At 52.3% G+C, this 24,510-nt stretch carries 24 protein-coding genes and 1 other RNA gene; 14 read left to right on the top strand and 11 right to left on the bottom strand.

The features are described from left to right. Positions 1–26: 26 nt before the first annotated feature. The 4 genes from tdcD to tdcA form a co-directional block, all read right to left on the bottom strand. The gene (gene tdcD, locus J4650_RS19275; RefSeq protein WP_023205496.1) at positions 27–1,235 is read right to left on the bottom strand and encodes a propionate kinase; all 1,209 of its coding nucleotides are present in this window, start codon (positions 1,233–1,235) and stop codon (positions 27–29) included. 66 nt (positions 1,236–1,301) lie between these two features. Next, positions 1,302–2,633 carry a threonine/serine transporter TdcC gene (gene tdcC / locus J4650_RS19270; protein ID WP_000108129.1) on the bottom strand — a complete coding sequence of 444 codons (1,332 nt, stop codon included), beginning with the start codon at positions 2,631–2,633 and terminating at the stop codon, positions 1,302–1,304. 20 nt (positions 2,634–2,653) lie between these two features. After that, positions 2,654–3,643, bottom strand: a complete 990-nt coding sequence (tdcB, locus tag J4650_RS19265) for a bifunctional threonine ammonia-lyase/L-serine ammonia-lyase TdcB (protein ID WP_000548366.1) — start codon at positions 3,641–3,643, stop codon at positions 2,654–2,656. Positions 3,644–3,740: 97 nt separating this feature from the next. Then, positions 3,741–4,679, bottom strand: a complete 939-nt coding sequence (gene tdcA / locus J4650_RS19260; RefSeq protein WP_001534138.1) for a transcriptional regulator TdcA — start codon at positions 4,677–4,679, stop codon at positions 3,741–3,743. 829 nt (positions 4,680–5,508) lie between these two features. On the opposite strand from tdcA, the gene J4650_RS19255 reads away from it, so the two are divergent. Next, entirely contained in the window at positions 5,509–5,955 is a 447-nt protein-coding gene (locus J4650_RS19255; protein WP_123220249.1) for a hypothetical protein, read from the top strand. On the opposite strand, the gene rnpB is transcribed toward J4650_RS19255, so the two are convergent. The 4 genes from rnpB to garL all read right to left on the bottom strand — a co-directional run bounded on the left by rnpB (position 5,950) and on the right by garL (position 9,286). Continuing rightward, positions 5,950–6,324, bottom strand: an RNA gene (gene rnpB / locus J4650_RS19250) — RNase P RNA component class A. The genes J4650_RS19255 and rnpB overlap by 6 nt on opposite strands. 32 nt (positions 6,325–6,356) lie before the next feature. Then, positions 6,357–7,502, bottom strand: coding sequence for a glycerate 2-kinase (garK, locus tag J4650_RS19245; protein ID WP_000706464.1), 1,146 nt, complete (start codon positions 7,500–7,502; stop codon positions 6,357–6,359). A 97-nt stretch (positions 7,503–7,599) separates the two neighbouring features. Continuing rightward, complete coding sequence (gene garR, locus J4650_RS19240; RefSeq protein ID WP_000178106.1) at positions 7,600–8,490, bottom strand: 2-hydroxy-3-oxopropionate reductase; 891 nt, start codon at positions 8,488–8,490, stop codon at positions 7,600–7,602. Between the two features lie 25 nt (positions 8,491–8,515). Then, positions 8,516–9,286 carry a 2-dehydro-3-deoxyglucarate aldolase gene (gene garL / locus J4650_RS19235; RefSeq protein ID WP_001057715.1) on the bottom strand — a complete coding sequence of 257 codons (771 nt, stop codon included), beginning with the start codon at positions 9,284–9,286 and terminating at the stop codon, positions 8,516–8,518. 529 nt (positions 9,287–9,815) lie between these two features. Here garL and garD point away from each other — a divergent pair. The 8 genes from garD to J4650_RS19195 all read left to right on the top strand — a co-directional run bounded on the left by garD (position 9,816) and on the right by J4650_RS19195 (position 18,032). Further along, positions 9,816–11,387 carry a galactarate dehydratase gene (garD, locus tag J4650_RS19230; protein WP_001273722.1) on the top strand — a complete coding sequence of 524 codons (1,572 nt, stop codon included), beginning with the start codon at positions 9,816–9,818 and terminating at the stop codon, positions 11,385–11,387. A 257-nt stretch (positions 11,388–11,644) separates the two neighbouring features. After that, the gene (locus tag J4650_RS19225; RefSeq protein ID WP_023994021.1) at positions 11,645–12,499 is read left to right on the top strand and encodes a tagatose bisphosphate family class II aldolase; all 855 of its coding nucleotides are present in this window, start codon (positions 11,645–11,647) and stop codon (positions 12,497–12,499) included. Between the two features lie 119 nt (positions 12,500–12,618). Continuing rightward, positions 12,619–13,890, top strand: coding sequence for a tagatose-bisphosphate aldolase subunit GatZ (gene gatZ, locus J4650_RS19220; protein WP_023994020.1), 1,272 nt, complete (start codon positions 12,619–12,621; stop codon positions 13,888–13,890). A 14-nt stretch (positions 13,891–13,904) separates the two neighbouring features. Then, entirely contained in the window at positions 13,905–14,369 is a 465-nt protein-coding gene (gene gatA, locus J4650_RS19215; protein WP_000080445.1) for a PTS galactitol transporter subunit IIA, read from the top strand. 30 nt (positions 14,370–14,399) lie between these two features. Continuing rightward, entirely contained in the window at positions 14,400–14,684 is a 285-nt protein-coding gene (gene gatB, locus J4650_RS19210; RefSeq protein WP_000824293.1) for a PTS galactitol transporter subunit IIB, read from the top strand. Positions 14,685–14,687: 3 nt separating this feature from the next. Further along, positions 14,688–16,061 (top strand): PTS galactitol transporter subunit IIC, encoded by a 1,374-nt coding sequence (locus tag J4650_RS19205; protein ID WP_000490601.1) that lies wholly within the window; start codon positions 14,688–14,690, stop codon positions 16,059–16,061. 43 nt (positions 16,062–16,104) lie between these two features. After that, positions 16,105–17,148 (top strand): galactitol-1-phosphate 5-dehydrogenase, encoded by a 1,044-nt coding sequence (gene gatD, locus J4650_RS19200; protein WP_000844173.1) that lies wholly within the window; start codon positions 16,105–16,107, stop codon positions 17,146–17,148. Positions 17,149–17,258: 110 nt separating this feature from the next. Then, positions 17,259–18,032 carry a DeoR/GlpR family DNA-binding transcription regulator gene (locus J4650_RS19195; protein ID WP_001083899.1) on the top strand — a complete coding sequence of 258 codons (774 nt, stop codon included), beginning with the start codon at positions 17,259–17,261 and terminating at the stop codon, positions 18,030–18,032. Between the two features lie 157 nt (positions 18,033–18,189). Here the strand turns inward: J4650_RS19195 and rsmI are convergent, their stop codons facing one another. Next, positions 18,190–19,053 (bottom strand): 16S rRNA (cytidine(1402)-2'-O)-methyltransferase, encoded by an 864-nt coding sequence (rsmI, locus tag J4650_RS19190; protein WP_000812288.1) that lies wholly within the window; start codon positions 19,051–19,053, stop codon positions 18,190–18,192. 63 nt (positions 19,054–19,116) lie between these two features. Here rsmI and J4650_RS19185 point away from each other — a divergent pair, with 63 nt between their 5' ends. The 4 genes from J4650_RS19185 to dolP are packed head-to-tail and all read left to right on the top strand — an operon-like array spanning position 19,117 to position 22,709. After that, complete coding sequence (locus tag J4650_RS19185) at positions 19,117–21,159, top strand: penicillin-binding protein activator (protein WP_023206308.1); 2,043 nt, start codon at positions 19,117–19,119, stop codon at positions 21,157–21,159. Then, entirely contained in the window at positions 21,117–21,512 is a 396-nt protein-coding gene (locus tag J4650_RS19180; protein ID WP_023994019.1) for a YraN family protein, read from the top strand. Before J4650_RS19185 ends, J4650_RS19180 begins: the two co-directional genes overlap by 43 nt. A gap of 21 nt (positions 21,513–21,533) precedes the next feature. Further along, entirely contained in the window at positions 21,534–22,124 is a 591-nt protein-coding gene (diaA, locus tag J4650_RS19175; protein WP_000893481.1) for a DnaA initiator-associating protein DiaA, read from the top strand. A gap of 9 nt (positions 22,125–22,133) precedes the next feature. Then, on the top strand, positions 22,134–22,709 hold the full coding sequence (gene dolP, locus J4650_RS19170) for a division/outer membrane stress-associated lipid-binding lipoprotein (protein ID WP_000643280.1): 576 nt from the start codon (positions 22,134–22,136) through the stop codon (positions 22,707–22,709). A 66-nt stretch (positions 22,710–22,775) separates the two neighbouring features. Here the strand turns inward: dolP and J4650_RS19165 are convergent, their stop codons facing one another. Further along, positions 22,776–23,411, bottom strand: coding sequence for an NAD(P)H-binding protein (locus J4650_RS19165; RefSeq protein ID WP_023994018.1), 636 nt, complete (start codon positions 23,409–23,411; stop codon positions 22,776–22,778). A 130-nt stretch (positions 23,412–23,541) separates the two neighbouring features. Between J4650_RS19165 and yhbO the strand changes: the two genes are divergently transcribed. Further along, positions 23,542–24,060 carry a protein/nucleic acid deglycase gene (gene yhbO, locus J4650_RS19160; protein ID WP_000037599.1) on the top strand — a complete coding sequence of 173 codons (519 nt, stop codon included), beginning with the start codon at positions 23,542–23,544 and terminating at the stop codon, positions 24,058–24,060. On the opposite strand, the gene J4650_RS19155 is transcribed toward yhbO, so the two are convergent. Then, on the bottom strand, positions 24,040–24,483 hold the full coding sequence (locus J4650_RS19155; RefSeq protein WP_000380404.1) for a YhbP family protein: 444 nt from the start codon (positions 24,481–24,483) through the stop codon (positions 24,040–24,042). The genes yhbO and J4650_RS19155 overlap by 21 nt on opposite strands. Positions 24,484–24,510: the final 27 nt, after the last annotated feature.

Raw genomic sequence — 24,510 nt, 5'->3', positions numbered from 1 at the left:
AATCTCTCTACAGAACAGCCGTTAAGTTATGCAAATTCCACTGGTGCTTTCACGTTGCCTAAATGAATGGCATCAAGGGCAATCATTTTCTCTTCATTCGTGGGAATAACAGCGCAAATAACCTGAGAAGGGTTAGCGGAAATAATGCGCTCGCCGTGAGAATTCGGCTGCTTATTCATTTCAACGTCTAACGTAAGCCCCAGTACGCCCAAATGTTCAATTACCAACTGGCGAATTAATACTGAATTTTCACCAATACCGCCGGTAAAAATAATGCCATCCAACCGATGTAACGATGCCGCGTGTCCGGCAATATGACGGGCGATACGGTGGACAAATGTTTTTATCGCTAACCGGGCGCGCTCATGTCCTTCGTGCCAGGCTTTTTCCAGGACTCTAAGGTCGGATGACAACCCGGAGATGCCGAGCAAACCGGACTCTTTATTCACCACTCGCTCCAGATCGCTCAACGTCTGCCCGGTTTCTTTGGCTATCCACGCCATCGCGCCGAAATCAACGTCGCCGCTGCGAGTACCCATCATCAGCCCCTCAAGCGGCGTCATCCCCATTGAGGTATCCACGCTCTGACCATTGCGTACCGCGCAGATAGACGCCCCATTGCCCAGATGCGCGACAATCAGACCCGAGTTTTTTTCATCGAGGTCAAGCAGTTCATACGCGCGCCGCGAAACATAGCGATGCGACGTACCGTGAAAGCCGTAGCGACGCACACCCAGACTGGAAAAATACTCCCACGGCAATCCGTATAAATAGGCTTCCGGTGCCAGCGTCTGGTGGAAACTGGTATCAAATACCGCCACCTGACACACGGCCGGGAAAAGGTGCCGCGCCGCGTCAATGCCGCTTAAATTAGCGTAATTATGCAGCGGCGCTAAAGGCGATACCCGACGAATATTATCGATAATCTCATCGGTAATAATGACGGACTGCGTAAATAGCTCTCCACCGTGCGCGATACGGTGACCAATTAATGCCACGCTATCCGTTAAATCACGTTTTTCCAGCTCAAAGGCAATGGCTTTTAACGCGTCCTCATAATTAGAGTGCGCGAGGTTTATCGGCTTATCGCCATTAATAGATAAAAAGGCGTTTTCAGTATTCATTCCATCTGCTATTCCCGCCATTAAAACATCACAGGTAGCGACATCCAGTACAGAGAATTTGATAGAAGATGATCCGCAATTAATGACCAGAACGACCGGAAATTCATTCATGTAGTGCCTCCGTCGATGTCAGCCTGCGTCCGCGCCCTGGGGCGGAACGCAGGCTAAACGTGAGGATTAGAACAATTTGTAGACAATATTCAGGATGGTCAGCAGACCAATCAGGGTGACGAACACGTTATCCAGACGACCACGGTACTTCGCCAGCGACGGCGCTTTACGAATGGCGTACATCGGCAGCAGACATAACAGCGAGGCGATAATCGGCGCGCCCATCGCTTCAATCAGGTCCAGAATGTTCGGGTTTGCGTAAGCTACGACCCAGGTAGACCCCATAATGAAGATCATGCTGATGGTATTAAGCTTGCCCATAGAGACTTTGGTTTTATCGCCTTTATAACCGAATTTCAGCACCAGGCCGTTCAGCCCTTCCAGCGTCCCCAGGTAGTGACCGAAGAAAGATTTGAAAATAGCAACCAGCGCGATGATAGACGCGCCATACTCCAGCACCGTTGCAAAAGTAGATTTTGTCCCCGACAAAGAGGCGAAATGGTTGGCCAGGTAGGAAAGTACCGGAATGTTCTGCGCTTTCGCATCCGCCATGTTCTGTGGAGAGAGCGTAAACAGGCAGCTAAAGGCGAAGAACATCACCACGGCGACCATCAGCATACTGGCGCGCGAGATGATCTGTGAACATTTACGCTCGGTAAATTCGCGGCCAAACTCTTTCTCATACTCTTCCCGCTTAGACACCACGAAGGAAGAGACGATGGGCGAAAAGTTAAAGGAGAACACCATAATAGAGATGCCCAGCCACACCGTAACCAGTATGCCATCGTGCCCGGTCAGCGCGATATTACTGAGATCAACCTGATCGATAACCGCCGAGTTCCAGTAAGGAATCAGCGATAATGAGATTAGCACCAGACTGGCGATAAACGGCCATACCAGGTAACTCATCACCTTAACCATCAGATCTTTACCAAACCAGATCACAAAGGCCATCAGCAGCAGCAAGAACAGCGCCACGAAACCGCGATTCAACGCTGGCATCTGCAACTGGTTTTCCCAAAACGTCATGAACGTGTTAGTGATGGTGACGCCATAAATCCACAGCAGCGGACAAATCGCAAAGAAGTAAAGGAACGTGATAACTACCCCGCCCGTTTTACCAAAGTGCTCTTCGACCGTTTCCGTAATATTGCCGGACGGATTAGATCCGGATAAACACAGACGCGCCAGCGCCCGGTGACAATAGAACGCAATGGGGTAAGCTAAAACCAGCATCAGCAGAATGGGGATAAGCCCGCCAAACCCGGCGCGGATAGGGAAAAACAGCACCCCGGCGCCAATGGCGGTACCAAATAAACCCAGCGTCCACGTCGTGTCCGATTTACGCCATGACGACTGTTTTGCCTGGCTGGATACAATGCTATCAGTAGTACTCATATCCTATCCTCACGAAAAGATTAAGCGTCAACTAAACCCGTAATTTGTGATACACGAGAAAGATCGATATTGCCGCCAGAAATAATACTGACCGTTTTTCTGTTCTGAATATGGCTATCTAATTTCCCGCTTAATAGTGCGGCGCAGGCCAGTGCGCCAGCGCCTTCAGTAATAACCTTATTGCGCTGAATTAAAGCGATCATGCTGTTACGAATTTCATCTTCGCTAACCAGAACAATGTCATCGACTAATTCACGAACAATTTCATAGGTTAAATTACCCGGGCGGGAGACATCACAACCATCCGCCAGGGTGCCGGTCGTTCGGTGCGCGGTTATTTCGCCAGCGTAATAAGACGCCGCCATACCGTGAACATTTTCGGCCTGTACGCCGATAACTTTAATGGTCGGGTTAATCGATTTAATCGCAATGGCAATACCTGCAATTAAACCGCCGCCGCCAATAGGCACGATGACATTATCGACATCGTACAGATCTTCCATAATTTCCAGACCAATAGTACCCTGCCCGGCAATGACTTTTGGATCGTCGTAAGGCGGAATAAAAATGCGGCCTTCGGTTTCGACAATTTCACTCACCTTAGCAATGGTGTCATTGAAGTTGTCACCGTGGAGCACCACTTCCGCCGAATAATCACAGGTGGCCGCCACTTTTGACTTTGGCGCGCCCTTCGGCATCACGACTTTGCCGTCAATACCCAGCATTGCGCAAGAAAGAGAAACGCCCTGTGCATGATTACCTGCGGAACAGGCCACGACGCCTTTACGTTTTTCCGCCTCCGTTAACGAGCTAAGTTTGTTAAAAGCGCCACGAATTTTAAATGAACCCGTACGCTGCATATTTTCAAACTTGAGAAATATTTCGCCTTTGCAACGTTCACTAAAATAGTTAGAGCGAGGCATTCCCGTTTTATATATCTTCCCCGCCAGTCTTTTTTTCGCTTCGAGGATATCTTCAATTGCAACCGGGAGATCGTATGTAATGTGCATTATAACCTCTTAACCTGGGTATTAAAAATAAGTTACCGTTGCCCACTGTTCAAAAGAAACAGGTGACGTCAATTTCGCTAAATATGTTTATTCCATATCATTTAATTTCTATTAACTGCCTGCGTCTGCATCCATTATATGATGAATATTGCTTAGCCAATTCTACTAATACTGAAGCGGCTTTTTTGATACGATAATTTTTAGACCATACCGCCGCATAACGTGCGACGGGTAACGTGTCTTTTATGGGTATCGTGATAAATTGATTAGAGCCAAAAGGCGTGGTCATATCGCAGGGAATAACAGTTAAGAAATCAGCATTGAGAACAAGATTATATATTGTGACAACGGAATCTGTTTTAACAATGTTTTCGATGCTGATGCCATTTCGTTGTAGAGTGGTGAGTAATTCGCTGTAGTAGCCCATATTCGTTTGCGGCAACACCCACTGTTCGTCTTTTAACGACTCCAGTGTGATGGTGCCGGTGCATGTTCGGGACTTGCTGGCTACCAGGACAAACTCTGATTCAAACAGCGGCTCGACATGCAGATCCTGTAGCTGCATTTCATTACTGAGCGTACCGATAGCAAAGTCCAGCCGCCCGTCGCGCAGGGCCGGCAGGAATGAAGAGAGCTGGGCTTCGTACATGGATACCTGCGCTTTTGGAAATACCTCTTTGAACTTATGAATCATATCGGACATGAAGGTAAAGCCAATCAGCGAAGGAAAACCAAACGAGACGTCGACAACGGTATTGCACGTCATACTGTTCATCTCGTTGATCATGTTTTTCATTTCGCGGGTGATAGATTCAGACCAGGAAAGCAGTACCTGTCCCGCTTCGGTCAACGTAACGCCGGTATTTTTGCGTACAATTAGCTCAACGCCAAAATAGGCCTCAACATCGCTAATGATTTTACTGACGGCGGGTTGGGTTAACCCTAACGATTTTGCGGCAGAACCGATAGAACCACTTCTAATGACTTCCTGAAAGACCACCAAATGCTGTGTTTTAGGGAGAACAAGAGTATTCATATCTACCGCTCTGAAATAACATTGTGAACGGCAGGAAGTGTAGCAAATTAAATCTTAAAGGTTATGTGCGACCACTCACAAATTAACTTACCACAATTTTTACATGGTCTTTATTAAATAAAGAAAACCCATTAATTCAATGAGTTACAAAAACAAAACAGCAACTTAGCCTGATTTCAATCAAAAAATAGGGTCGGGATAACGATATATTATGGCGATAACCAGCCTATTTTATCTCCTATTTTCGACATCCCATGAAGACGATATTTCAATCAATTACGGGACATTTTATCGGCAATTCCAGCGTTAAATTTAAAGCGTAATTTCTCAAATTTAAGTATAAACCGAAGGTAAATGCGCTTAAAAACCGTTACGCGTCACATTTTTTTACCTTATTTGTTTGTAAAGAAACATTTAATAAAATTTTAACCAAAATATTTCATACATTTAATTTTCATTTACAACAAATAATTTACACCGCTTTCTTGCTGTTTTGCAGGATGTAATTTTGTGAAAGAAATCGATTGCTTTTCACTTCAACTAAAAAGAGCGCAATCCATAGCGTTTTGTGTTTCTCATCACAAAAACGAATAATATTATGTCACCACGGCTGTCAATTAATTGCCGGATAGTGACGCTGGCGTCTTCTGCAACCTCTATACCCTTCACCGGCCTGATAAGCAAAAACCCGCCGAAGCGGGTTTTATGAAGAGATGAAACTGACCGATAAGCCGCTTTCTTTTGGGTATAGCGTCGTGGACAGTCATTCATCCTGCCGCCCTGTAAAAGCAAAACCCCGCCAGCTTACACTGACGGGTTTTATGAAGAGGTGAAACTGACCGATAAGCCGCTTTCTTTTGGGTATAGTGTCGTGGACAGTCATTCATCCTGCCGCCCTGTAAAAGCAAAAACCCGCCGAAGCGGGTTTTATGAAGAGGTGAAACTGACCGATAAGCCGCTTTCTTTTGGGTATAGCGTCGTGGACAGTCATTCATCCTGCCGCCCTGTAAAAGCAAAAACCCGCCGAAGCGGGTTTTATGAAGAGGTGAAACTGATCGATAAGCCGCTTTCTTTCGGGTATAGCGTCGTGGACAGCCATTCATCCTGCCGCCCTGTAAAAGCAAAAACCCGCCGAAGCGGGTTTTATGAAGAAGTGAAACTGACCGATAAGCCGCTTTCTTTTGGGTATAGTGCCGTGGACAGTCATTCATCCTGCCGCCCTGTAAAAGCAAAAACCCGCCAGCTTACACTGACGGGTTTTTGCATGAAGAGGTGAAACTGACCGATAAGCCGGGTTCTGTCGTGGACAGTCATTCATCTAGGCCAGCAATCGCTCACTGGCTCAAGCAGCCTACCCGGGTTCAGTACGGGCCGTACCTTATGAACCCCTATTTGGCCTTGCTCCGGGTGGAGTTTACCGTGCCACGGACTGTTACCAGCCGCGCGGTGCGCTCTTACCGCACCCTTTCACCCTTACCTGATCCCACTTACGTGGGCCATCGGCGGTTTGCTCTCTGTTGCACTGGTCGTGGGTTTCCCCCCCAGGCGTTACCTGGCACCCTGCCCTATGGAGCCCGGACTTTCCTCCCCTCCGCCCGTCTCCCCGAAAGGACGACGACGAAGCGGCGACTGTCTGGTCAGCTTCGGCGCGCAGTATAGAGGGTTCGCGCGACTTTGTCACCCTGCGCTGCGCATTCCTATCGCCAGAGCGGCAGCAACATTTCTGGATGCCCGATAAATATTGTCAAAAGCGCCCCGAAAAGCCTCCTCCAGCGTCACGATGCGCGTGAGTACGCTAAAGACAGCGTCGATGCCATAATGATGCACTATCCCTACATCGTGCGTCAGGCTGCCGGCAATGCCAATCACTGGCTTATGATATTTTTTCGCCACATTCGCGACGCCAATCGGCACTTTACCGCGAATACTTTGGCTATCAATCCGCCCTTCTCCCGTCACCACCAGCGTACAGTCGTGGATATGCTCCTCCAGGTTCAGTGCCGCCGTGACAATTTCGATCCCGCTGCGTAATTCCGCACCGAGAAAAGCCATTAACGCCGCCCCCATACCGCCTGCCGCGCCTGCGCCGGGCGCCGCCTTTACGTCGACATTCAGCGATTTTTTTATGATGTCGGCATAGTGAGCAAGATTTCTGTCCAGCTCAACAATGTTCTCTTCGGTCGCGCCTTTCTGCGGCCCAAAAATTCGTGATGCGCCGTTGTCGCCGATCAGAGGATTAGAGACATCGCAAGCGACACGAATAGCGCAGAGTTTTAAACGGGGATCGAGCTCTGAAATATCAATGTCGCTTAGACAATGAAGGCTTCCGCCACCGTAACCGATATCCGCGCCGTTTGCATCGCGCAGTTTTGCGCCTAACGCCTGCATCATCCCTGCGCCGCCGTCATTTGTCGCGCTGCCGCCAATGCCGATAATGATATTGCTTGCGCCGCTTTCCAGCGCCTGCAATATCAGCTCCCCCGTTCCCCGCGAGGTAGTAATCAAAGGGTTGCGTTTTTCTGGTGGAACCAGCGCCAGTCCGCTGGCCGCCGCCATTTCAATAAACGCGGTTTTACCATCCCCGGACATTCCCCAGCAGGCTTTCACTTTTTCACCCAACGGCCCGGTCACCCATGCGGTGCGTTCAACGCCCTGCGTCGCGGCAATCATGGCTTCGACCGTTCCTTCGCCGCCATCGGCAACCGGAACAGAGACATATTGCGCATCGGGGAAAATTTCCCGAAATCCTTTTTCTATCGCCTGCGCTACCTCGGCGGCAGAAAGGCTTTCTTTATAGGAGTCGGGGGCAATTACGATTTTCATAGTGGTAGCCTGTTACTGCACAACGCCGGATGGCGTTTCACTTATCCAGCCTGAAATTCAGGCCCGGATCGCTACACGCCATCCGGGCACAACGTCGTTAGCGAGTGACTTCCACTTTCGCCAGTTTTTCGTAGTAGCACGCCAGCGCGCTATGGTCGTCATTACCGTGTCCATCCGCGCGTAACGCCTGCATCATTTCCATAACGGCGGCGGTCAGCGGGAGCTGCGCGCCAACGCCGTGGGAGGTATCCAGCGCATTCGCCAGATCTTTAATGTGCAGATCGATACGGAAACCTGGTTTAAAGTTTCGGTCCATGACCATCGGCGCTTTCGCATCCAGTACCGTGCTGCCAGCCAGACCGCCGCGAATCGCCTGATAGACCAGATCCGGGTTGACGCCCGCTTTAGTCGCCAGCGTCAGCGCTTCAGACATGGCGGCGATATTCAACGCCACGATCACCTGGTTAGCCAGTTTTGTGACGTTGCCTGCGCCGATATCGCCGGTATGCACCACGGAACCCGCCATCGCTTTCATCAGGTCGTAGTACTTGTCGAAAATGGCTTTATCGCCCCCCACCATCACCGACAGCGTGCCATCAATCGCCTTCGGCTCGCCGCCGCTGACCGGCGCATCCAACATCTCAACGCCCTTCGCCTTCAGCGCATCGCTGATTTCACGGCTTGCCAGCGGCGCGATAGAACTCATATCAATCAATACGGTTCCCGGCTTCGCGCCTTCGATGATACCGTTCTCGCCCAGCGCAACCTCTTTCACATGCGGAGAGTTAGGCAGCATCGTGATGATGACGTCACACTGTTCAGCGATCGCCTTCGCCGTAGAGGCCGTTTCCGCGCCTGCGGCAATGACGTCAGCAATCGCTTCAGGATTACGATCGGACACCACCAGCGAATACCCTGCTTTCAGTAAGTTTTTGCTCATGGGCTTACCCATGATGCCTAAGCCAATAAAGCCAACTTTCATCGTCATAGCGTTCTCTCTTTCCATACCAGGATTATTTTTTAAAGGTGTCGGCAAGCTTCTGCGTGCTGGCGCGGAATGCGCCTAAATCGCTGCCAACGGCGACAAAGGTCGCGCCCCATTCCAGATAACGGCGGGCATCCGCCTCTACCGGCGCCAGAATGCCGCACGGTTTACCGTGCGCTTTAGCGCGGGCGAAAATATGTTGAATCGTCTGCTGCACGTCAGGGTGAGAAGCATTGCCGAGATGACCCAGCGCGGCGGCCAAATCGCTTGGGCCGACAAAAATGCCATCAACGCCTTCCGTTGCGGCGATGGCATCAACATTGTCGACACCCAACTGGCTTTCGATTTGAACAATAATGGTGATGTTTTTGTTCGACTGCGCAAAGTAATCAGGCACCGTACCGAACATATTCGCGCGGTGAGAAACGGAGACGCCGCGAATGCCTTCCGGCGGGTAACGCGTCGAGGCGACGGCGCGAGCCGCTTCCTCTTGCGTTTCAACAAAGGGGATCAGGAAATTATAAAACCCAATATCCAGCATCCGTTTGATAATGACCGGTTCATTGGTTGGCACACGTACCACAGGCGCGCTGGCGCTGCCTTTCAATGCCATTAACTGCGGAATTAAGGTGGTCACATCGTTCGGCGCATGTTCGCCATCCAGCACCAGCCAGTCAAATCCCGCCAGACCGAGAACTTCGGTGGTGATTGGGCTTGCCAGTGCAGACCAGCAGCCAATCTGCACCTGTTGCGCCGCCAGCGCCGCTTTAAACTTATTCGGGAAAATAGCGTTATTCATCGCTTATACCTTCGCTTATTTCTTTAATTCTCTACATGTGATGCCGCCACCATAACTTATAGCAACGACAATAAAATGCTTATCTGAAATCAGAATGGGTCTCCGCATTCTATTTCTAATGTGGTACACATCCTGTAGCACAATATACCGTTCTGATATCTTTATCGTCTTTTATTATTATCATGGTATTTTCAAATAACTCGTCAGATACACTGAATTCGCCATTCAGTATAAACAGCCTATGGCGGATAATCATTGTGCAAACGCTCATTAAAAAGGGATTATTTAACGCTTATTTTTGAGCATACGCCCATGATACTGGGCGCTAATGCACACATTTACGCTTTACCCGGCCTGCATAAAAAATTTCATAATTTGCGGTGATCTGGATCACATTCTTATATTTATACTCCTGTCATTCTTATTTCATTATGCATGAACTTTATTTCTTATATTGAGATTTAACGATTTAACCATAACCAAAATAGATAATCCTATTTCTATCATCCAGGCTGGAGAATGTTGAACAATGGCCAATATCGAAATTCGCCAGGAATCGCCATCGGCGTTTTATATAAAAGTACATGAAACCGATAATGTCGCAATTATTGTTAATGACCACGGTCTTAAAGCCGGAACACGTTTTCCGGATGGCCTGGAACTGACTGAACATATTCCGCAAGGCCATAAAGTCGCTCTGACGGATATCCCCGCTCACGGCGAAATCATCCGTTATGGCGAAGTCATCGGTTATGCGGTACGCGACATCCCGCGCGGAAGCTGGATCGACGAGTCGCTGGTTGAACTGCCAAAAGCGCCGCCGCTGAATACGCTACCGCTGGCGACCAAAGTACCGGAACCGCTGCCGCCGCTGGAAGGCTACACGTTTGAGGGCTATCGTAACGCCGATGGCAGCGTCGGCACCAAAAATCTGCTTGGCATTACCACCAGCGTGCACTGTGTGGCGGGCGTGGTCGATTATGTGGTGAAAGTGATTGAGCGCGATCTCCTGCCCAAATACCCGAATGTCGATGGCGTTGTAGGGCTAAACCATCTGTACGGCTGCGGCGTGGCAATCAACGCGCCGGCGGCGGTCGTGCCGATTCGCACAATTCATAACATCGCACTCAACCCCAATTTTGGCGGCGAAGTGATGGTGATTGGCCTCGGTTGCGAAAAACTGCAGCCGGAACGACTGCTGGAAGGCACCGAGGATGTTCCCGCCATCGCCGTTGAAAGCGCCAGTATTGTGCGTTTACAGGACGAGCAGCATGTCGGCTTTAAATCAATGGTCGACGATATTTTACGGGTCGCCGAACGCCATCTGACGAAACTGAACCAACGCCAGCGCGAAACCTGCCCGGCCTCCGAGCTGGTCGTCGGGATGCAGTGTGGCGGCAGCGATGCGTTTTCCGGCGTCACGGCAAACCCGGCGGTGGGTTATGCTTCCGATCTGCTGGTACGCTGCGGCGCGACCGTCATGTTCTCGGAGGTCACCGAAGTGCGCGATGCCATTCATCTTCTGACGCCGCGCGCCATCAACGAAGCCGTGGGTAAACGCCTGCTGGATGAAATGGCCTGGTACGATAACTACCTTGATATGGGGAAAACCGATCGCAGCGCTAACCCGTCCCCTGGCAACAAAAAAGGCGGTCTGGCGAACGTCGTGGAAAAAGCGTTGGGCTCTATCGCTAAATCGGGTAAGAGCGCCATTGTCGAAGTATTGTCGCCGGGCCAACGCCCCACCAAACGCGGCCTGATTTACGCCGCGACGCCCGCCAGCGATTTCGTCTGCGGCACGCAGCAGGTCGCTTCCGGCATTACCGTACAGGTCTTTACCACCGGACGCGGCACGCCGTACGGGCTGATGGCGGTGCCGGTCATTAAAATGGCGACGCGTACCGAGCTGGCGAACCGCTGGTATGACTTAATGGATATCAATGCAGGCACCATCGCCACGGGTGAAGAGACAATCGAAGATGTGGGCTGGAAGCTGTTTCACTTTATTCTCGATGTCGCCAGCGGCCGGAAAAAGACTTTCTCGGACCAGTGGGGCCTACATAACCAACTGGCGATATTTAACCCGGCGCCAGTGACCTGATCCAGTCAGTACCCTTCTCCGACCAGGGTATAACCGCATAATCTGTAGACCGGGTAAGCGCCAGCGCTACCCGGTATTTTTTCGCCCTTAGTCTGTAGCCTGAAGTATGTCTGCCCGACATGCTTTTTTTACTCCTGACTTTCGATAACTTCCATTTTATTTCGAAACTTTCATTTATCAGATCAAAATCACAAAAAAACATTCCGAAAGCCTATAAATTCTTTCAAAGAAAACAAACGAAAGATTTCGGAGGAAGGATGTTTATCATTTCAGGCAGAACAATGCTAAAGAAGGCGCAGCAGGAAGGCTATGCTGTGCCGGCGTTTAACATCCACAACCTGGAGACATTGCAAGTGGTGGTGGAAACCGCCGCAGAATTGCGCTCTCCGCTGATTGTCGCCGGTACGCCAGGCACCTTTAGCTACGCAGGCGTCGGTAATATCGTGGCTATCGCCGCAGAACTGGCGAAAAGCTGGAACCATCCTCTCGCGGTACATCTCGATCATCATGAAAAACTGGCCGACATCAAAATGAAAGTCGCCGCCGGGGTACGCTCGGTCATGATCGACGGGTCGCATTTCCCCTTTGCCGACAATATTGCGCTGGTGAAAAGCGTGGTTGATTACTGTCATCGCTACGATGTCAGCGTTGAAGCTGAACTTGGGCGTCTCGGCGGGCAGGAAGACGATCTTATCGTTGACGGTAAAGATGCGTTTTATACCCATCCGGAACAGGCCCGGGAATTTGTAGAAAAAACGGGTATCGACTCGTTAGCCATTGCTATCGGCACCGCTCACGGCCTCTACACCGCTGAACCAAAACTTGATTTTGAACGACTGACGGAAATTCGTCAGCGGGTTGATGTCCCCTTAGTCCTTCACGGCGCCTCTGGCCTGCCGACCCGCGATATTACCCGCGCTATTTCGCTGGGCATCTGCAAAGTTAACGTCGCCACCGAGCTTAAAATCGCCTTTTCTGGCGCGCTTAAAAACTATTTAACGCAACACGCAGAGGCCAGCGATCCCCGCCATTACATGATCCCGGCGAAAGCGGCCATGAAAGAGGTTGTACGTAAAGTGATTGCCGACTGCGGTTGTGAAGGGAAGCTCTAAAGCCCCCGGATTTAGCACGGCAAAGGGCGTTTTCATAGCTGGATCACGAAAGCCATTATTATCCTTTGCCTTCAAACCAAAAATATTATGAAGATAAACAAAAGATATCGGAGCCAGAAGTGAAAGAAATAATTTCTCGTCACAAAGCAGGGGAACAGATAGGGATCTGTTCCGTATGTTCAGCACACCCGCTGGTGATTGAATCCGCATTACGTTTTGATCTGAATAGCGGGAACAAAGTTCTGATCGAAGCGACCTCTAACCAGGTTAATCAGTTTGGCGGTTATACCGGCATGAAACCGGCTGACTTTCGTGATTTTGTCTATGGCATCGCCCAGGAAGTGGGTTTTCCACGCGAACGGCTTATTTTAGGCGGCGATCACCTGGGACCTAACTGCTGGCAAAACGAACCTGCAGATACGGCGATGGAAAAATCTGTCGAACTCATTAAGGCTTACGTCGCTGCCGGGTTTAGCAAAATCCATCTTGATGCCTCTATGTCCTGCGCTGACGACCCGACGCCGCTGGACCCAATGGTTGTCGCTAAACGCGCCGCCCTGCTTTGCCAGGCAGCGGAAACGACGGCGACCGACGAACAAAAACGCCATTTAACCTATGTTATCGGCACTGAAGTTCCGGTTCCGGGCGGGGAAGCCAGCGCCATTAACGCCGTGCATGTTACCCGCGAACAGGATGCGGCCCGCACGCTGCAAACGCATCAGGCTGCTTTTCGCGCCCTGGGGCTGGAGGAGGCATTGAACCGTGTTATCGCGATTGTCGTACAGCCGGGCGTTGAATTTGATCATACCCAGATTATTCATTATCAGCCGCAGGCGGCACAGGCGCTCTCCGCATGGATAAAAGAAACGCCGATGGTCTATGAAGCGCATTCGACTGATTATCAGACGCGACAGGCCTACCGTGCGCTGGTACGCGATCATTACGCCATTCTGAAGGTCGGCCCGGCGCTCACTTTCGCGCTGCGCGAAGCCATTTTCGCACTTGCGCAAATGGAAAACGAGCTGATCTCCCCGGAACAACGTAGTCGGGTACTGGAGGTCATTGATGAAGTTATGCTAAACGAACCGGGCTACTGGAAAAAATACTACCGTCCAACCTGGAGCCAGGCGATGGTCGACATCCACTTTAGTTTGTCTGACCGTATTCGCTATTACTGGCCGCACCCGCGTATTCGTCAAAGCGTAGAGAAGTTAATCGCCAATCTGAATAACGTCACATTGCCGCTGGGATTAATTAGCCAGTTTATGCCCGTACAGTTTGAACGCCTGTCTGAGGGCGTGCTCCCCCCCACGCCGCATAACCTGATTATTGACAAAATTCAGGATGTTCTGCGCGCTTATCGCTTCGGTTGCACGCCGGATGTCGCCTGAATAATGGAGAATTTATGAGCCAACTATTTGTCCGAACCGGAATCACATTCGACTCGAGCCAACAGGCGCTGGCGCACATTGGCAAAGAGATGCTGGCGAAAGGCGTGGTACATGATAGTTATCCGCAGGCGCTGGTGGAACGTGAAGCGTCTTTTCCTACCGGCATTGCGCTGGAGCGTCACGCCGTCGCTATCCCTCATTGCGAGGCGGTTCATGCGAAATCACCCGCTATCTATCTGATTCGTCCAGATAAGCCGGTCATGTTTCAACAGGCGGATGATGACGAAGAGATTGCCGTTTCGTTAATCATCGCCTTAATCGTTGAAAACCCGGCGGCACAGCTAAAACTTCTGCGCCGCCTGTTTAGTGAGCTACAGAACCCAAGCACCCTCGATGCCCTGTTAAGCGCGCCGGATGCCGAACTGGCGATACGCTTTCAGGAAACCATCCTTGAGCCTGAGCAGTGCGTCCAGGTTTGATAATAAATTGATAATAATGAGGAATACCCTATGAAACGTAAAGTAATTGTGGCCTGTGGCGGTGCGGTTGCAACCTCAACGATGGCTGCGGAAGAAATTAAAGAGCTATGTGATGCCAACCATATTGAGCTCGACTTAGTGCAATGCCGGGTCACCGAAATCGAAACCTATATGGACGGCGCCGATCTTATCTGTACCACTGCCAGGGTCGATCGCGCCTTCGGCGATATTCCCGTCGTTCACGGTATGCCTTTTGTTTCCGGCGTGGGTATTGAAGCATTACAGCAAAAAATTCTGTCCATTCTCATGGGGTAACGTATGTTTAGCGAAATAATGCGTTATATCCTCGACTTAGGCCCAACGGTGATGTTGCCTCTGGTGATCATCGTGTTCTCTAAACTGCTGGGAATGAAGCTTGGGGATTGTTTTAAATCGGGTTTGCATATTGGTATCGGCTTCGTGGGTATTGGTCTGGTCATCGGCCTGATGCTGGATTCTATCGGCCCCGCGGCGAAAGCCATGGCGGAACATTTCCAAATCAATCTCCACGTTATTGACGTCGGCTGGCCGGGTTCATCGCCCATGACCTGGGCGTCACAAATCGCGCTGGTCGCGATCCCTGTCGCCATCGGGGTTAACGTCCTGATGCTGGTGACCCGCATGACCCGCGTGGTGAATGTTGATATCTGGAATATCTGGCACATGACCTTCACGGGCGCCATGCTGCATCTGGCGACCGGTTCATACTGGCTGGGGATTCTGGGCGTTGTGGTTCATGCCGCCTTTGTCTACAAACTGGGGGACTGGTTTGCCAAAGATACCCGCGACTATTTTGGCCTCGAGGGGATTGCTATCCCACACGGCTCATCCGCGTACCTGGGCCCCGTGGCGGTGCTCGTTGATACCATTATCGAGAAAATTCCGGGTCTCAATCGTATTCACTTTAGCGCAGACGATGTCCAGAAACGCTTCGGACCGTTTGGCGAGCCGGTGACTGTCGGCTTCGTGATGGGGCTGGTGATTGGTGTACTGGCAGGCTACGACGCCAAAGCCGTTCTGCAACTGGCGGTCAAAACCGCAGCGGTGATGCTGCTTATGCCACGCGTCATTAAACCTATTATGGATGGCCTAACGCCTATCGCGAAACATGCGCGTAAACGTCTACAGGCTAAATTTGGCGGGCAGGAGTTCCTGATAGGCCTTGATCCAGCGCTACTGCTCGGTCATACCTCTGTTGTCTCCGCGAGCCTGATATTCATTCCGCTGACCATCCTGATTGCCGTCTTAGTACCGGGGAACCAGGTGCTGCCGTTCGGCGACCTCGCCACCATCGGTTTCTTTATTGCGATGGCGGTCGCGGTACACCAGGGCAACCTGTTCCGCACGCTGATTTCAGGTGTCATTATTATGGGTATCACCCTGTGGATAGCCACCCAGACGATTGGCCTGCATACCCAACTGGCTGCCAATGCCGGAGCGCTAAAAGCTGGCGGACAAGTCGCCTCGCTGGATCAGGGCGGTTCCCCCATCACCTGGCTGCTGATTCAACTTTTTACCTGGCAGAATATCGTCGGCTTCGCCGTCATTGCCATTATCTATCTGGCCGGTGTACTGCTGACCTGGCGTCGCGCCCGACAGTTTGTCGCGGCTGAGAAAGCCACGGCGCTACAGCAAAGTCAAATCGCCTCTTAATTTTAGGGGAGCAATCGCTCCCCTCACCTTCCTGGAGAATGTTATGAAATCAGTGGTTATTCACGCTGAGGGAGACGTGCGCGTTGAAGAACGCCCCTTACCACAACTGCAAGCCGAGGACGATGTGTTGGTCAAGGTCGTTAGCTCAGGGCTTTGCGGGTCGGATATCCCGCGTATTTTCGCGCAGGGCGCCCATTATTATCCTATTACGTTAGGTCATGAATTCAGCGGCTACGTTGAATCCTACGGCACAGGCGTAACGGATATGCAGCCCGGCGATGCCGTCGCTTGTGTCCCGCTTCTTCCCTGCTTTCACTGTCCGCAATGCGAACGCGGTTACTTTTCTTTATGCAAACAGTATCAGTTTGTAGGATCGCGCAGCGAAGGCGGTAATGCGGAATATGTGGTGGTCAAACGGGCCAATCTTTTCCGCTTGCCGTCTGATATGCCAATTGAAGATGGCGCGTTTATCGAACCGATTACCGTGGGCTTACACGCCTTTCATCTGGCGCAGGGCTGCGAGGGGAAAAACGTAATTATCGTCGGGGCCGGGACAATTGGCCTGTTGGCCTTACAGTGCGCGCGGGAACTGGGCGCGCGAAGCGTAACGGCGATTGATATCAATCCGCAGAAACTGGAACTTGCGAAAGCGCTCGGCGCAACGCATACCTGTAATAGCCGGGAAATGACCGCCGACGACATCCAGACCGCGTTGTCCGACATTCAGTTTGATCAACTGGTTCTCGAAACGGCAGGAACTCCCCAGACCGTCTCGCTGGCTATCGATATCGCCGGGCCGCGCGCGCAACTGGCGCTGGTGGGGACGTTACATCACGATCTCACCCTGACAACGCGTACATTCGGGTTAATTTTGCGTAAAGAGCTCACGCTCCTCGGCAGTTGGATGAACTACTCCGCGCCATGGCCAGGAGAGGAATGGGAAACCGCAGCGCGCCTGTTGGCTGAAAAACGTCTTCAACTGGCCCCTCTCATTGCCCATCGCGGCGATGCGGAAAGCTTTGCAGAAGCAGTCAAAGCGCTTAATGGCGCGCCCATGCAGGGCAAAATTTTACTTCAACTTTCCTGATGGTACGAGCCAGCAACCTGCGCTGGCTCACATTTCCTTTCGAAATTTAGCGTTCACCTTTCGCAATCCTTCGTTTAAACTAGTTACAGTTAATTATCAGGCAAATCAATATGAACTCATTTGAGCGAAGAAATAAAATTGTCGACCTGATTAATACGCAAGGCAGCGTGCTAGTGATGGACCTTTCAAATACCTTTGGTATTTCTGAAGTGACTATCCGTGCTGACCTGCGTCTGCTGGAAGAGAAAGGCCTTGTCACCCGTTTTCATGGCGGCGCGGCAAAACCGGGAAGTCATCTGGCGGAAGGCGACAATCAGGAAGTCATTCTGGAAGATCGGTATCAACTCGCCAGCGATCCGAAAAAGCGGATTGCCCAGGCGGCTGCGGCAATGGTTGAAGAAGGAATGACCATCATTCTGGATAGCGGGAGCACAACATTACTGATTGCGGAAGCGCTCGCGCGAAAAAGCAATATTACGGTGATCACTAACAGCTTGCCTGCCGCTTTTACGCTATCAGAAAATAAAGATCTCACGCTGGTGGTCTGCGGCGGTACGGTACGGCATAAAACCCACTCAATGCACGGCACGATTGCAGAACGATCGCTACACGGCATCAGCGCCGATGTCATGTTTGTCGGGGCGGATGGCATTGATGCGACAAACGGTATTACCACGTTTAACGAAGGTTATTCCATTAGCGGCGTCATGGCGGCGGCGGCACACAAAGTTATCGCGGTACTGGACGCGACCAAATTTAACCGTCGCGGCTTTAACCAGGTATTACCGATGGACAAGATCGACTGTGTGATAACCGATGACACCATAAGCAAACAGGATAAAGCGGCATTAGCGAAAACAGGCGTGGAATTAATGATCGTCTAAAAAGGAGTCGGTTATGCGTTGCTGATCGCGAGAGTAAGCCCGAAGGAAAGGTCCGGCCCGCTATCACCGCCCAATGCCCCCATCAATTTACCCACATCAATCACCTGATTGAGTATTAACGCGATGGCGATAAAAGGCGGTTCCCGGGCGCTCGCTTTTATTCTTCCTGCTGCTCCAGCGCATACTTATACAGCGCATTTTTCTTCACGCCGTGAATTTCTGCTGCCAGCGCCGCCGCTTTTTTCAGCGGCAGTTCTGCCTGTAGCAGCGCCAGCGTGCGCAGCGCGTCGGCGGGCAGGTCGTCTTCTTGCGCTTTATGGCCTTCGACAATCAGCACCATTTCGCCTTTGCGACGGTTTTCATCTTCTTTGACCCACGCCAGCAGCTCGCCGACCGGCGCGCCGTGAATGGTTTCCCAGGTTTTGGTCAGCTCACGCGCCAGCACCACATAACGGGATTCTCCCAATACCGCGACGATATCTTCCAGGCTATCTAACAGGCGGTGGGTTGACTCATAAAAAATCAGCGTTCGCGGTTCCGTTTCAATGGCTTTTAGCGCATCACGGCGGCCTTTGGATTTCGCCGGTAAAAAGCCTTCATAGCAGAAACGGTCGGATGGCAGGCCAGCGGCGCTCAGGGCGGCAATCGCCGCACACGGCCCCGGTAGCGGCACCACGCGAATCCCCGCTTCGCGACAAGTACGCACCAGGTGGTAGCCCGGATCGTTAATCAGCGGCGTACCGGCGTCGGAAACCAGCGCAATGTTCTGCCCTTCTTTTAGCTTCGCGACCAGCGTTTCCGCTTTTTGTTGTTCGTTATGGTCGTGCAGCGCGAACAATCGGGCATTAATCCCAAAATGTTGCAGCAATAAACCGGTGTGACGAGTATCCTCGGCGGCAATCAGATCTACAGCCTGTAACACCTCCAACGCACGCTGGGTGATATCCGCCAGATTACCGATAGGAGTAGGTACAATAAAGAGTTGGCCCTGAGAATTATCCGCCGATTCGTTTTGTTTCATTGTGTCGTCCGTATTGCCGATTTAATATTGAGCATTGCGTAAAAAAATATCACTGGATACAGTATGGTACCCTCAACATTTTCTCGTTTGAACGCCGCACGTGCGCTGCCTGTCGTCCTGGCTGCGCTACTTTTCGCCGGGTGCGGCACCCAGGCGCCAGATCAAAGCGCAGCCTATATGCAGGGTTCAGCGCAAGCTGACTCCGCCTTTTACCTGCATCAGATGCAGCAAAGCGCAGATGATAGCAAGACCAACTGGCAATTACTCGCCATTCATGCACTGCTGAAAGAAGGAAAAAGCCAGCAGGCCGTCGACCTGTTCAACCAACTCCCGCAAAATCTGAACGATACCCAGCGTCGCGAACAGTCTTTATTAGCGGTAGAAATCAAACTGGCGCAAAAAGATGTCGCAGGCGCGCAGGCCTTGCTGGATAAACTAAAACCCGCCGACTTTGCGCCACATCAGCAAGCGCGTTACTGGCAGGCGCAGATCGTTGCCAGCCAGGGACGCCCGTCGCTTACCCTGTTGCGGGCGTTAATCGCCCAGGAACCGCTACTGGCGGCGAAAGATAAACAAAAAAATATCGACGCCACCTGGCAGGCGCTCTCCGCCATGACGCCGGATCAGGCCAGGACGTTAGTTATCAACGCTGATGAAAATGTGCTTCAGGGCTGGCTGGATCTGCAACGCGTCTGGTTTGACAACCGCAACGATCCGGACATGCTGAAAGCCGGGATCGCCGACTGGCAAAAACGCTACCCGCAAAATCCGGGGGCGAAAATGCTGCCGACGCAGCTCGTCAATGTACAACGTTTTAAACCAGCTTCCACCAGCAAAATCGCTCTGCTGCTGCCGCTGAACGGTCAGGCTGCCGTGTTTGGCCGTACCATCCAGCAAGGTTTCGAAGCCGCGAAAAACCTCGGCACCCAGGCGGTAGAGATGCAGCCTGCCGCCGCGCCTGACGCGCCGGTCGAACCTGGCGTGGAGGAGACGCAGCCACAAATGACCAACGGCGTCGCCAGTCCGTCGCAGGCCTCGGTGAGCGATCTGACTGATGACGCTCCAGCCCAGTCCGCTACGCCAGTCAGCGCGCCACAAACTCCCCCTGCTACAGCAAGCGCGCCGGCGGATCCCTCCGCTGAGTTAAAAATCTACGATACCTCTTCCCAGCCGTTGGATCAGGTGCTTGCTCAAGTTCAGCAAGACGGCGCCAGTATCGTGGTCGGGCCGCTGTTGAAAAACAATGTGGAAGCGCTGATGAAAAGCAACACGCCGCTCAACGTGCTGGCGCTCAACCAGCCGGAAACGGTACGTAGCTTCCCTAATATCTGCTATTTCGCGCTCTCTCCAGAAGATGAAGCCCGTGACGCGGCGCATCATATTTATGACCAGGGCAAGCAGTCGCCGCTGCTGTTGATCCCACGCAGCACGCTTGGCGATCGCGTGGCGAACGCCTTCACCCAGGAGTGGCAAAAACTGGGCGGCGGCATCGTGTTACAGCAAAAATTCGGCTCCGTAGCCGAGCTGAAAATGGGCGTGAACGGCGGCGCGGGTATCGCGTTGACGGGCAGTCCGGTCGCCGCCAGCGTGCCTGCGCAGCCTGGCGTCACCATTGGCGGTCTGACTATCCCTGCGCCGCCGACCGACGCGCAAATCACCGGAGGCGGACGCGTAGACGCGGTCTATATTCTGGCTACGCCGGAAGAGATTGGCTTTATCAAACCGATGATCGCCATGCGTAACGGCACCCAGAGCGGCGCGACGCTGTATGCCAGCTCTCGCAGCGCGCAAGGCACCTCCGGCCCCGACTTCCGTCTGGAAATGGAGGGTTTACAATACAGTGAAATTCCTATGCTGGCAGGCGGCAATATGCCGTTGATGCAGCAGGCGCTGAGCGCTGTACATAACGACTATTCTCTGGCGCGGATGTACGCCATGGGCGTGGATGCCTGGACGCTGGCGAACCACTTTTCGCAGATGCGTCAGGTGCAGGGATTTGAGATCAATGGCAATACCGGCGCATTAACCGCCAGCCCGGATTGTGTGATTAACAGGAAGTTATCATGGCTCAAATACCAGCAAGGGGAGATTGTTCCCGCCAGCTAACGCGTAAACAGGCTGGCGACGCGTGGGAAGCTGCCGCGCGTCGCTGGCTGGAAAGCAAAGGACTGCAGTTTATCGCCGCCAACGTGCGCGAGCGCGGCGGCGAAATCGATCTGATCATGCGCGACGGAAAAACGACGGTTTTTGTTGAGGTCCGCTATCGGCGCTCCGGGCTTTATGGCGGCGCAGCGGCTAGTGTGACCCGCAGCAAGCAACACAAATTATTACATACTGCCCGCTTGTGGCTCGCCCGCCAGAATGGGAGTTTTGATACTGTGGATTGTCGGTTCGATGTGTTAGCCTTCACCGGAAATGAGATTGAGTGGTTTCGGGATGCGTTTAACGACCACTCATAATTGAAGATTTTAAGGATTAGCGTGCTCGAAAGAATCAAAGTTTGCTTTACAGAAAGCATTCAAACTCAAATTGCTGCGGCGGAAGCGCTTCCGGATGCCATTTCCCGCGCCGCCATGACGCTGGTTCATTCCCTGCTTAACGGCAACAAAATCCTCTGTTGTGGAAACGGGACGTCCGCGGCCAACGCACAGCATTTTGCTGCCAGCATGATTAACCGCTTTGAAACGGAGCGACCCAGTTTACCCGCCATTGCACTAAATACCGATAATGTGGTCTTAACTGCGATCGCTAACGATCGCTTGCACGATGAAGTTTATGCAAAACAAGTCCGGGCGCTGGGACATGCAGGCGATGTTTTATTGGCGATCTCTACGCGTGGTAATAGTCGCGATATCGTAAAAGCCGTTGAAGCAGCCGTCACACGTGACATGACCATTGTGGCGCTAACCGGGTATGACGGGGGTGAGCTGGCCGGACTATTAGGGCCGCAGGATGTCGAAATTCGTATCCCTTCACACCACAGCGCGCGCATTCAGGAAATGCATATGCTGACGGTAAACTGCCTGTGCGATTTGATCGATAACACGCTTTTTCCTCACCAGGATGATTAAGGAGTACACATGAAGGCATTTTCGCCGCTCGCAGTCCTTATTTCTGCGTTGCTATTGCAAGGTTGCGTCGCCGCCGCGGTAGTGGGTACGGCAGCCGTCGGCACCAAAGCCGCAACCGACCCGCGTAGCGTGGGCACCCAGGTGGATGACGGAACGCTGGAACTGCGTGTCAGCAGCGCGCTGTCGAAAGATGAGCAAATCAAAAAAGAGACGCGCATCAATGTCACGGCTTATCAGGGCAAAGTTTTGTTAGTGGGGCAGTCGCCAAACAGCGAACTCTCCGCACGCGCTAAACAGATAGCGATGGGCGTTGAAGGCACCACCGAGGTCTATAACGAGATTCGCCAGGGTCAGCCTATCGGCCTGGGGACCGCCTCTAACGATACCTGGATCACCACGAAAGTTCGCTCACAGCTACTGACCAGCGATCAGGTAAAATCGTCAAATGTGAAAGTCACCACCGAGAATGGCGAAGTGTTCCTGCTGGGCCTGGTGACTGAACGTGAAGGTAAAGCGGCAGCGGACATCGCCAGCCGGGTGAGCGGCGTGAAACGCGTGACCACCGCCTTTACGTATATTAAGTAACCGGTGTGCCGGGTGGCGATAAAAATGTGTAAACCGCGTCGCCATCCGGTAAATCATCCGGCTTCGCTACCCCGCTTTTTCCCGCAGTTGCGATGAGGTCAGAATCGTCACGCCTTCTTGTGCTGGCGCCAGCGCTTCCGCCAGCATGGCCCGCGCCACATCCCGCGCATCGATCGATTTCCAGTTTCCTGGCAACAGCCGAAATAGCGGAGCGAAAAGCGTTTCATTCACCCGCCGCGTTGTTCTGTCGCCGAACAGCATAGAAGGCCGGGCAATCGTCAAACGAGGCCAATTTTGCGCGATTAACGCCTCCTCCATTTCTCCTTTCACCCGATTGTAGAAAAACGGAGAGTGCGCGTTTGCTCCCATTGCGCTGACCACCAACATGTGCTGCGCGCCCAGTCGACGCCCGGTCAGCGCGGTATCAACCACCAGCGTATAATCCGCATGAATAAACGCCGCTTTACTTCCCGCTTCACGCCGGGTCGTGCCCAGGCAGCAAAAAACAATATCCACCGGGTCGGTCACCTGAGCTAACGCGTCGGTAAGCTGCGGATCGTGAGGGTTATAAACGCCGACAATATCCGTCAGCGGACGACGCGTCGGCGCGGCGATAGCGCTCACCTGCGGCGTGTTGATTAACATTCTCAGCAGATGTCCGCCGACCAGTCCGGTCACGCCGGTAATCAGTACCTGACTCATCCTCGCTCCTTTACAGATTTGTCCACCTTGCACTCTCGGCCCTATCGACCAGGCTTAATAGTCTACGAGGTAAGTATCCATCATTGTGGAAAATTTGCCTTACCCGACGCCACCACTGCGGAGGAAACGCATGAGTAAGAAAATTGCCGTTTTGATTACCGATGAATTTGAAGATTCAGAATTTACCTCGCCGGCAGCAGAATTCCGTCAGGCCGGCCATGAGGTCATCACCATCGAAAAAGAGGCGGGTAAAACGGTGAAAGGAAAAAAAGGCGAGGCCAGCGTCACCATTGATAAGGCTATTGATGACGTTCGTCCCGACGAGTTCGACGCCTTGCTATTGCCGGGAGGTCATTCGCCGGACTACCTGCGCGGCGACAGCCGTTTCGTGGATTTTACCCGCGATTTCGTTAACAGCGGTAAACCGGTTTTTGCCATTTGCCACGGCCCACAGTTGTTGATCAGCGCCGATGTCATTCGTGGCCGCAAACTCACGGCGGTGAAACCGATTATTATCGATGTGAAGAATGCGGGCGCGGAATTTTACGATCAGGAAGTCGTCGTCGATAAAGATCAGCTGGTGACCAGCCGCACGCCTGACGACCTGCCGGCATTTAACCGCGAGGCGCTACGCCTGCTGGGCGCGTGAGTCGCGTAACCAGTGCAGTTTTTTACCAAACCCCAGCGTGTTGTCGGTGAATTTAATTTCATCCAGCCGGATTTCCCATACCGGCGCTGGCAGCACCCTGGCGACCGGGAAGCGACGAAGGTAAGCTTTACGCGCGGCGTCGCTCTCCTGCCCCTCCAGACGGCGAATTTCCCCTTTAAACTGCACGCCGCGAATGCGCGCCACCGTTTTCGGCTGACCATTGACCGTTCCCGCAACTGGCGCGCACGCGCCGGACATTTGCGCATGCCGGGTTTTATCATCCGTTAACAGATACAGCGCGACGTTTTGCGCATCAAACAAATAAAACGCATTGGCGCACCACAGCTCTCCCTCATGGTGTACGCACCAGGTCACCACGTGTTGTTTCGCCAGCCAACGGCCAATAGCGGTAAGTGTGTCCATCTTTATTCTCGCTTATACTGGGAACCT

It is taken from the genome of Salmonella sp. 32120201201600049SM (genome assembly GCF_017572835.1).
Lineage (GTDB): Bacteria > Pseudomonadota > Gammaproteobacteria > Enterobacterales > Enterobacteriaceae > Salmonella > Salmonella enterica.
Note: the sequence above shows the minus strand (reverse complement) of the source record. Positions and strands in the feature narration are given on the sequence as shown.

Coding starts and splice junctions, on each gene's coding strand:
- tdcD (WP_023205496.1), bottom strand. CDS start 1,235: ATGAATGAATTTCCGGTCGTTCTGGTCATTAATTGCGGATCATCTTCT.
- tdcC (WP_000108129.1), bottom strand. CDS start 2,633: ATGAGTACTACTGATAGCATTGTATCCAGCCAGGCAAAACAGTCGTCA.
- tdcB (WP_000548366.1), bottom strand. CDS start 3,643: ATGCACATTACATACGATCTCCCGGTTGCAATTGAAGATATCCTCGAA.
- tdcA (WP_001534138.1), bottom strand. CDS start 4,679: ATGAATACTCTTGTTCTCCCTAAAACACAGCATTTGGTGGTCTTTCAG.
- garK (WP_000706464.1), bottom strand. CDS start 7,502: ATGAAAATCGTAATTGCCCCCGACTCCTATAAAGAAAGCCTTTCTGCC.
- garR (WP_000178106.1), bottom strand. CDS start 8,490: ATGACGATGAAAGTTGGCTTTATTGGCTTAGGCATCATGGGTAAGCCC.
- garL (WP_001057715.1), bottom strand. CDS start 9,286: ATGAATAACGCTATTTTCCCGAATAAGTTTAAAGCGGCGCTGGCGGCG.
- garD (WP_001273722.1), top strand. CDS start 9,816: ATGGCCAATATCGAAATTCGCCAGGAATCGCCATCGGCGTTTTATATA.
- J4650_RS19225 (WP_023994021.1), top strand. CDS start 11,645: ATGTTTATCATTTCAGGCAGAACAATGCTAAAGAAGGCGCAGCAGGAA.
- gatA (WP_000080445.1), top strand. CDS start 13,905: ATGAGCCAACTATTTGTCCGAACCGGAATCACATTCGACTCGAGCCAA.
- gatB (WP_000824293.1), top strand. CDS start 14,400: ATGAAACGTAAAGTAATTGTGGCCTGTGGCGGTGCGGTTGCAACCTCA.
- J4650_RS19205 (WP_000490601.1), top strand. CDS start 14,688: ATGTTTAGCGAAATAATGCGTTATATCCTCGACTTAGGCCCAACGGTG.
- gatD (WP_000844173.1), top strand. CDS start 16,105: ATGAAATCAGTGGTTATTCACGCTGAGGGAGACGTGCGCGTTGAAGAA.
- J4650_RS19195 (WP_001083899.1), top strand. CDS start 17,259: ATGAACTCATTTGAGCGAAGAAATAAAATTGTCGACCTGATTAATACG.
- rsmI (WP_000812288.1), bottom strand. CDS start 19,053: ATGAAACAAAACGAATCGGCGGATAATTCTCAGGGCCAACTCTTTATT.
- J4650_RS19185 (WP_023206308.1), top strand. CDS start 19,117: ATGGTACCCTCAACATTTTCTCGTTTGAACGCCGCACGTGCGCTGCCT.
- J4650_RS19180 (WP_023994019.1), top strand. CDS start 21,117: ATGGCTCAAATACCAGCAAGGGGAGATTGTTCCCGCCAGCTAACGCGT.
- dolP (WP_000643280.1), top strand. CDS start 22,134: ATGAAGGCATTTTCGCCGCTCGCAGTCCTTATTTCTGCGTTGCTATTG.
- J4650_RS19165 (WP_023994018.1), bottom strand. CDS start 23,411: ATGAGTCAGGTACTGATTACCGGCGTGACCGGACTGGTCGGCGGACAT.
- yhbO (WP_000037599.1), top strand. CDS start 23,542: ATGAGTAAGAAAATTGCCGTTTTGATTACCGATGAATTTGAAGATTCA.
- J4650_RS19155 (WP_000380404.1), bottom strand. CDS start 24,483: ATGGACACACTTACCGCTATTGGCCGTTGGCTGGCGAAACAACACGTG.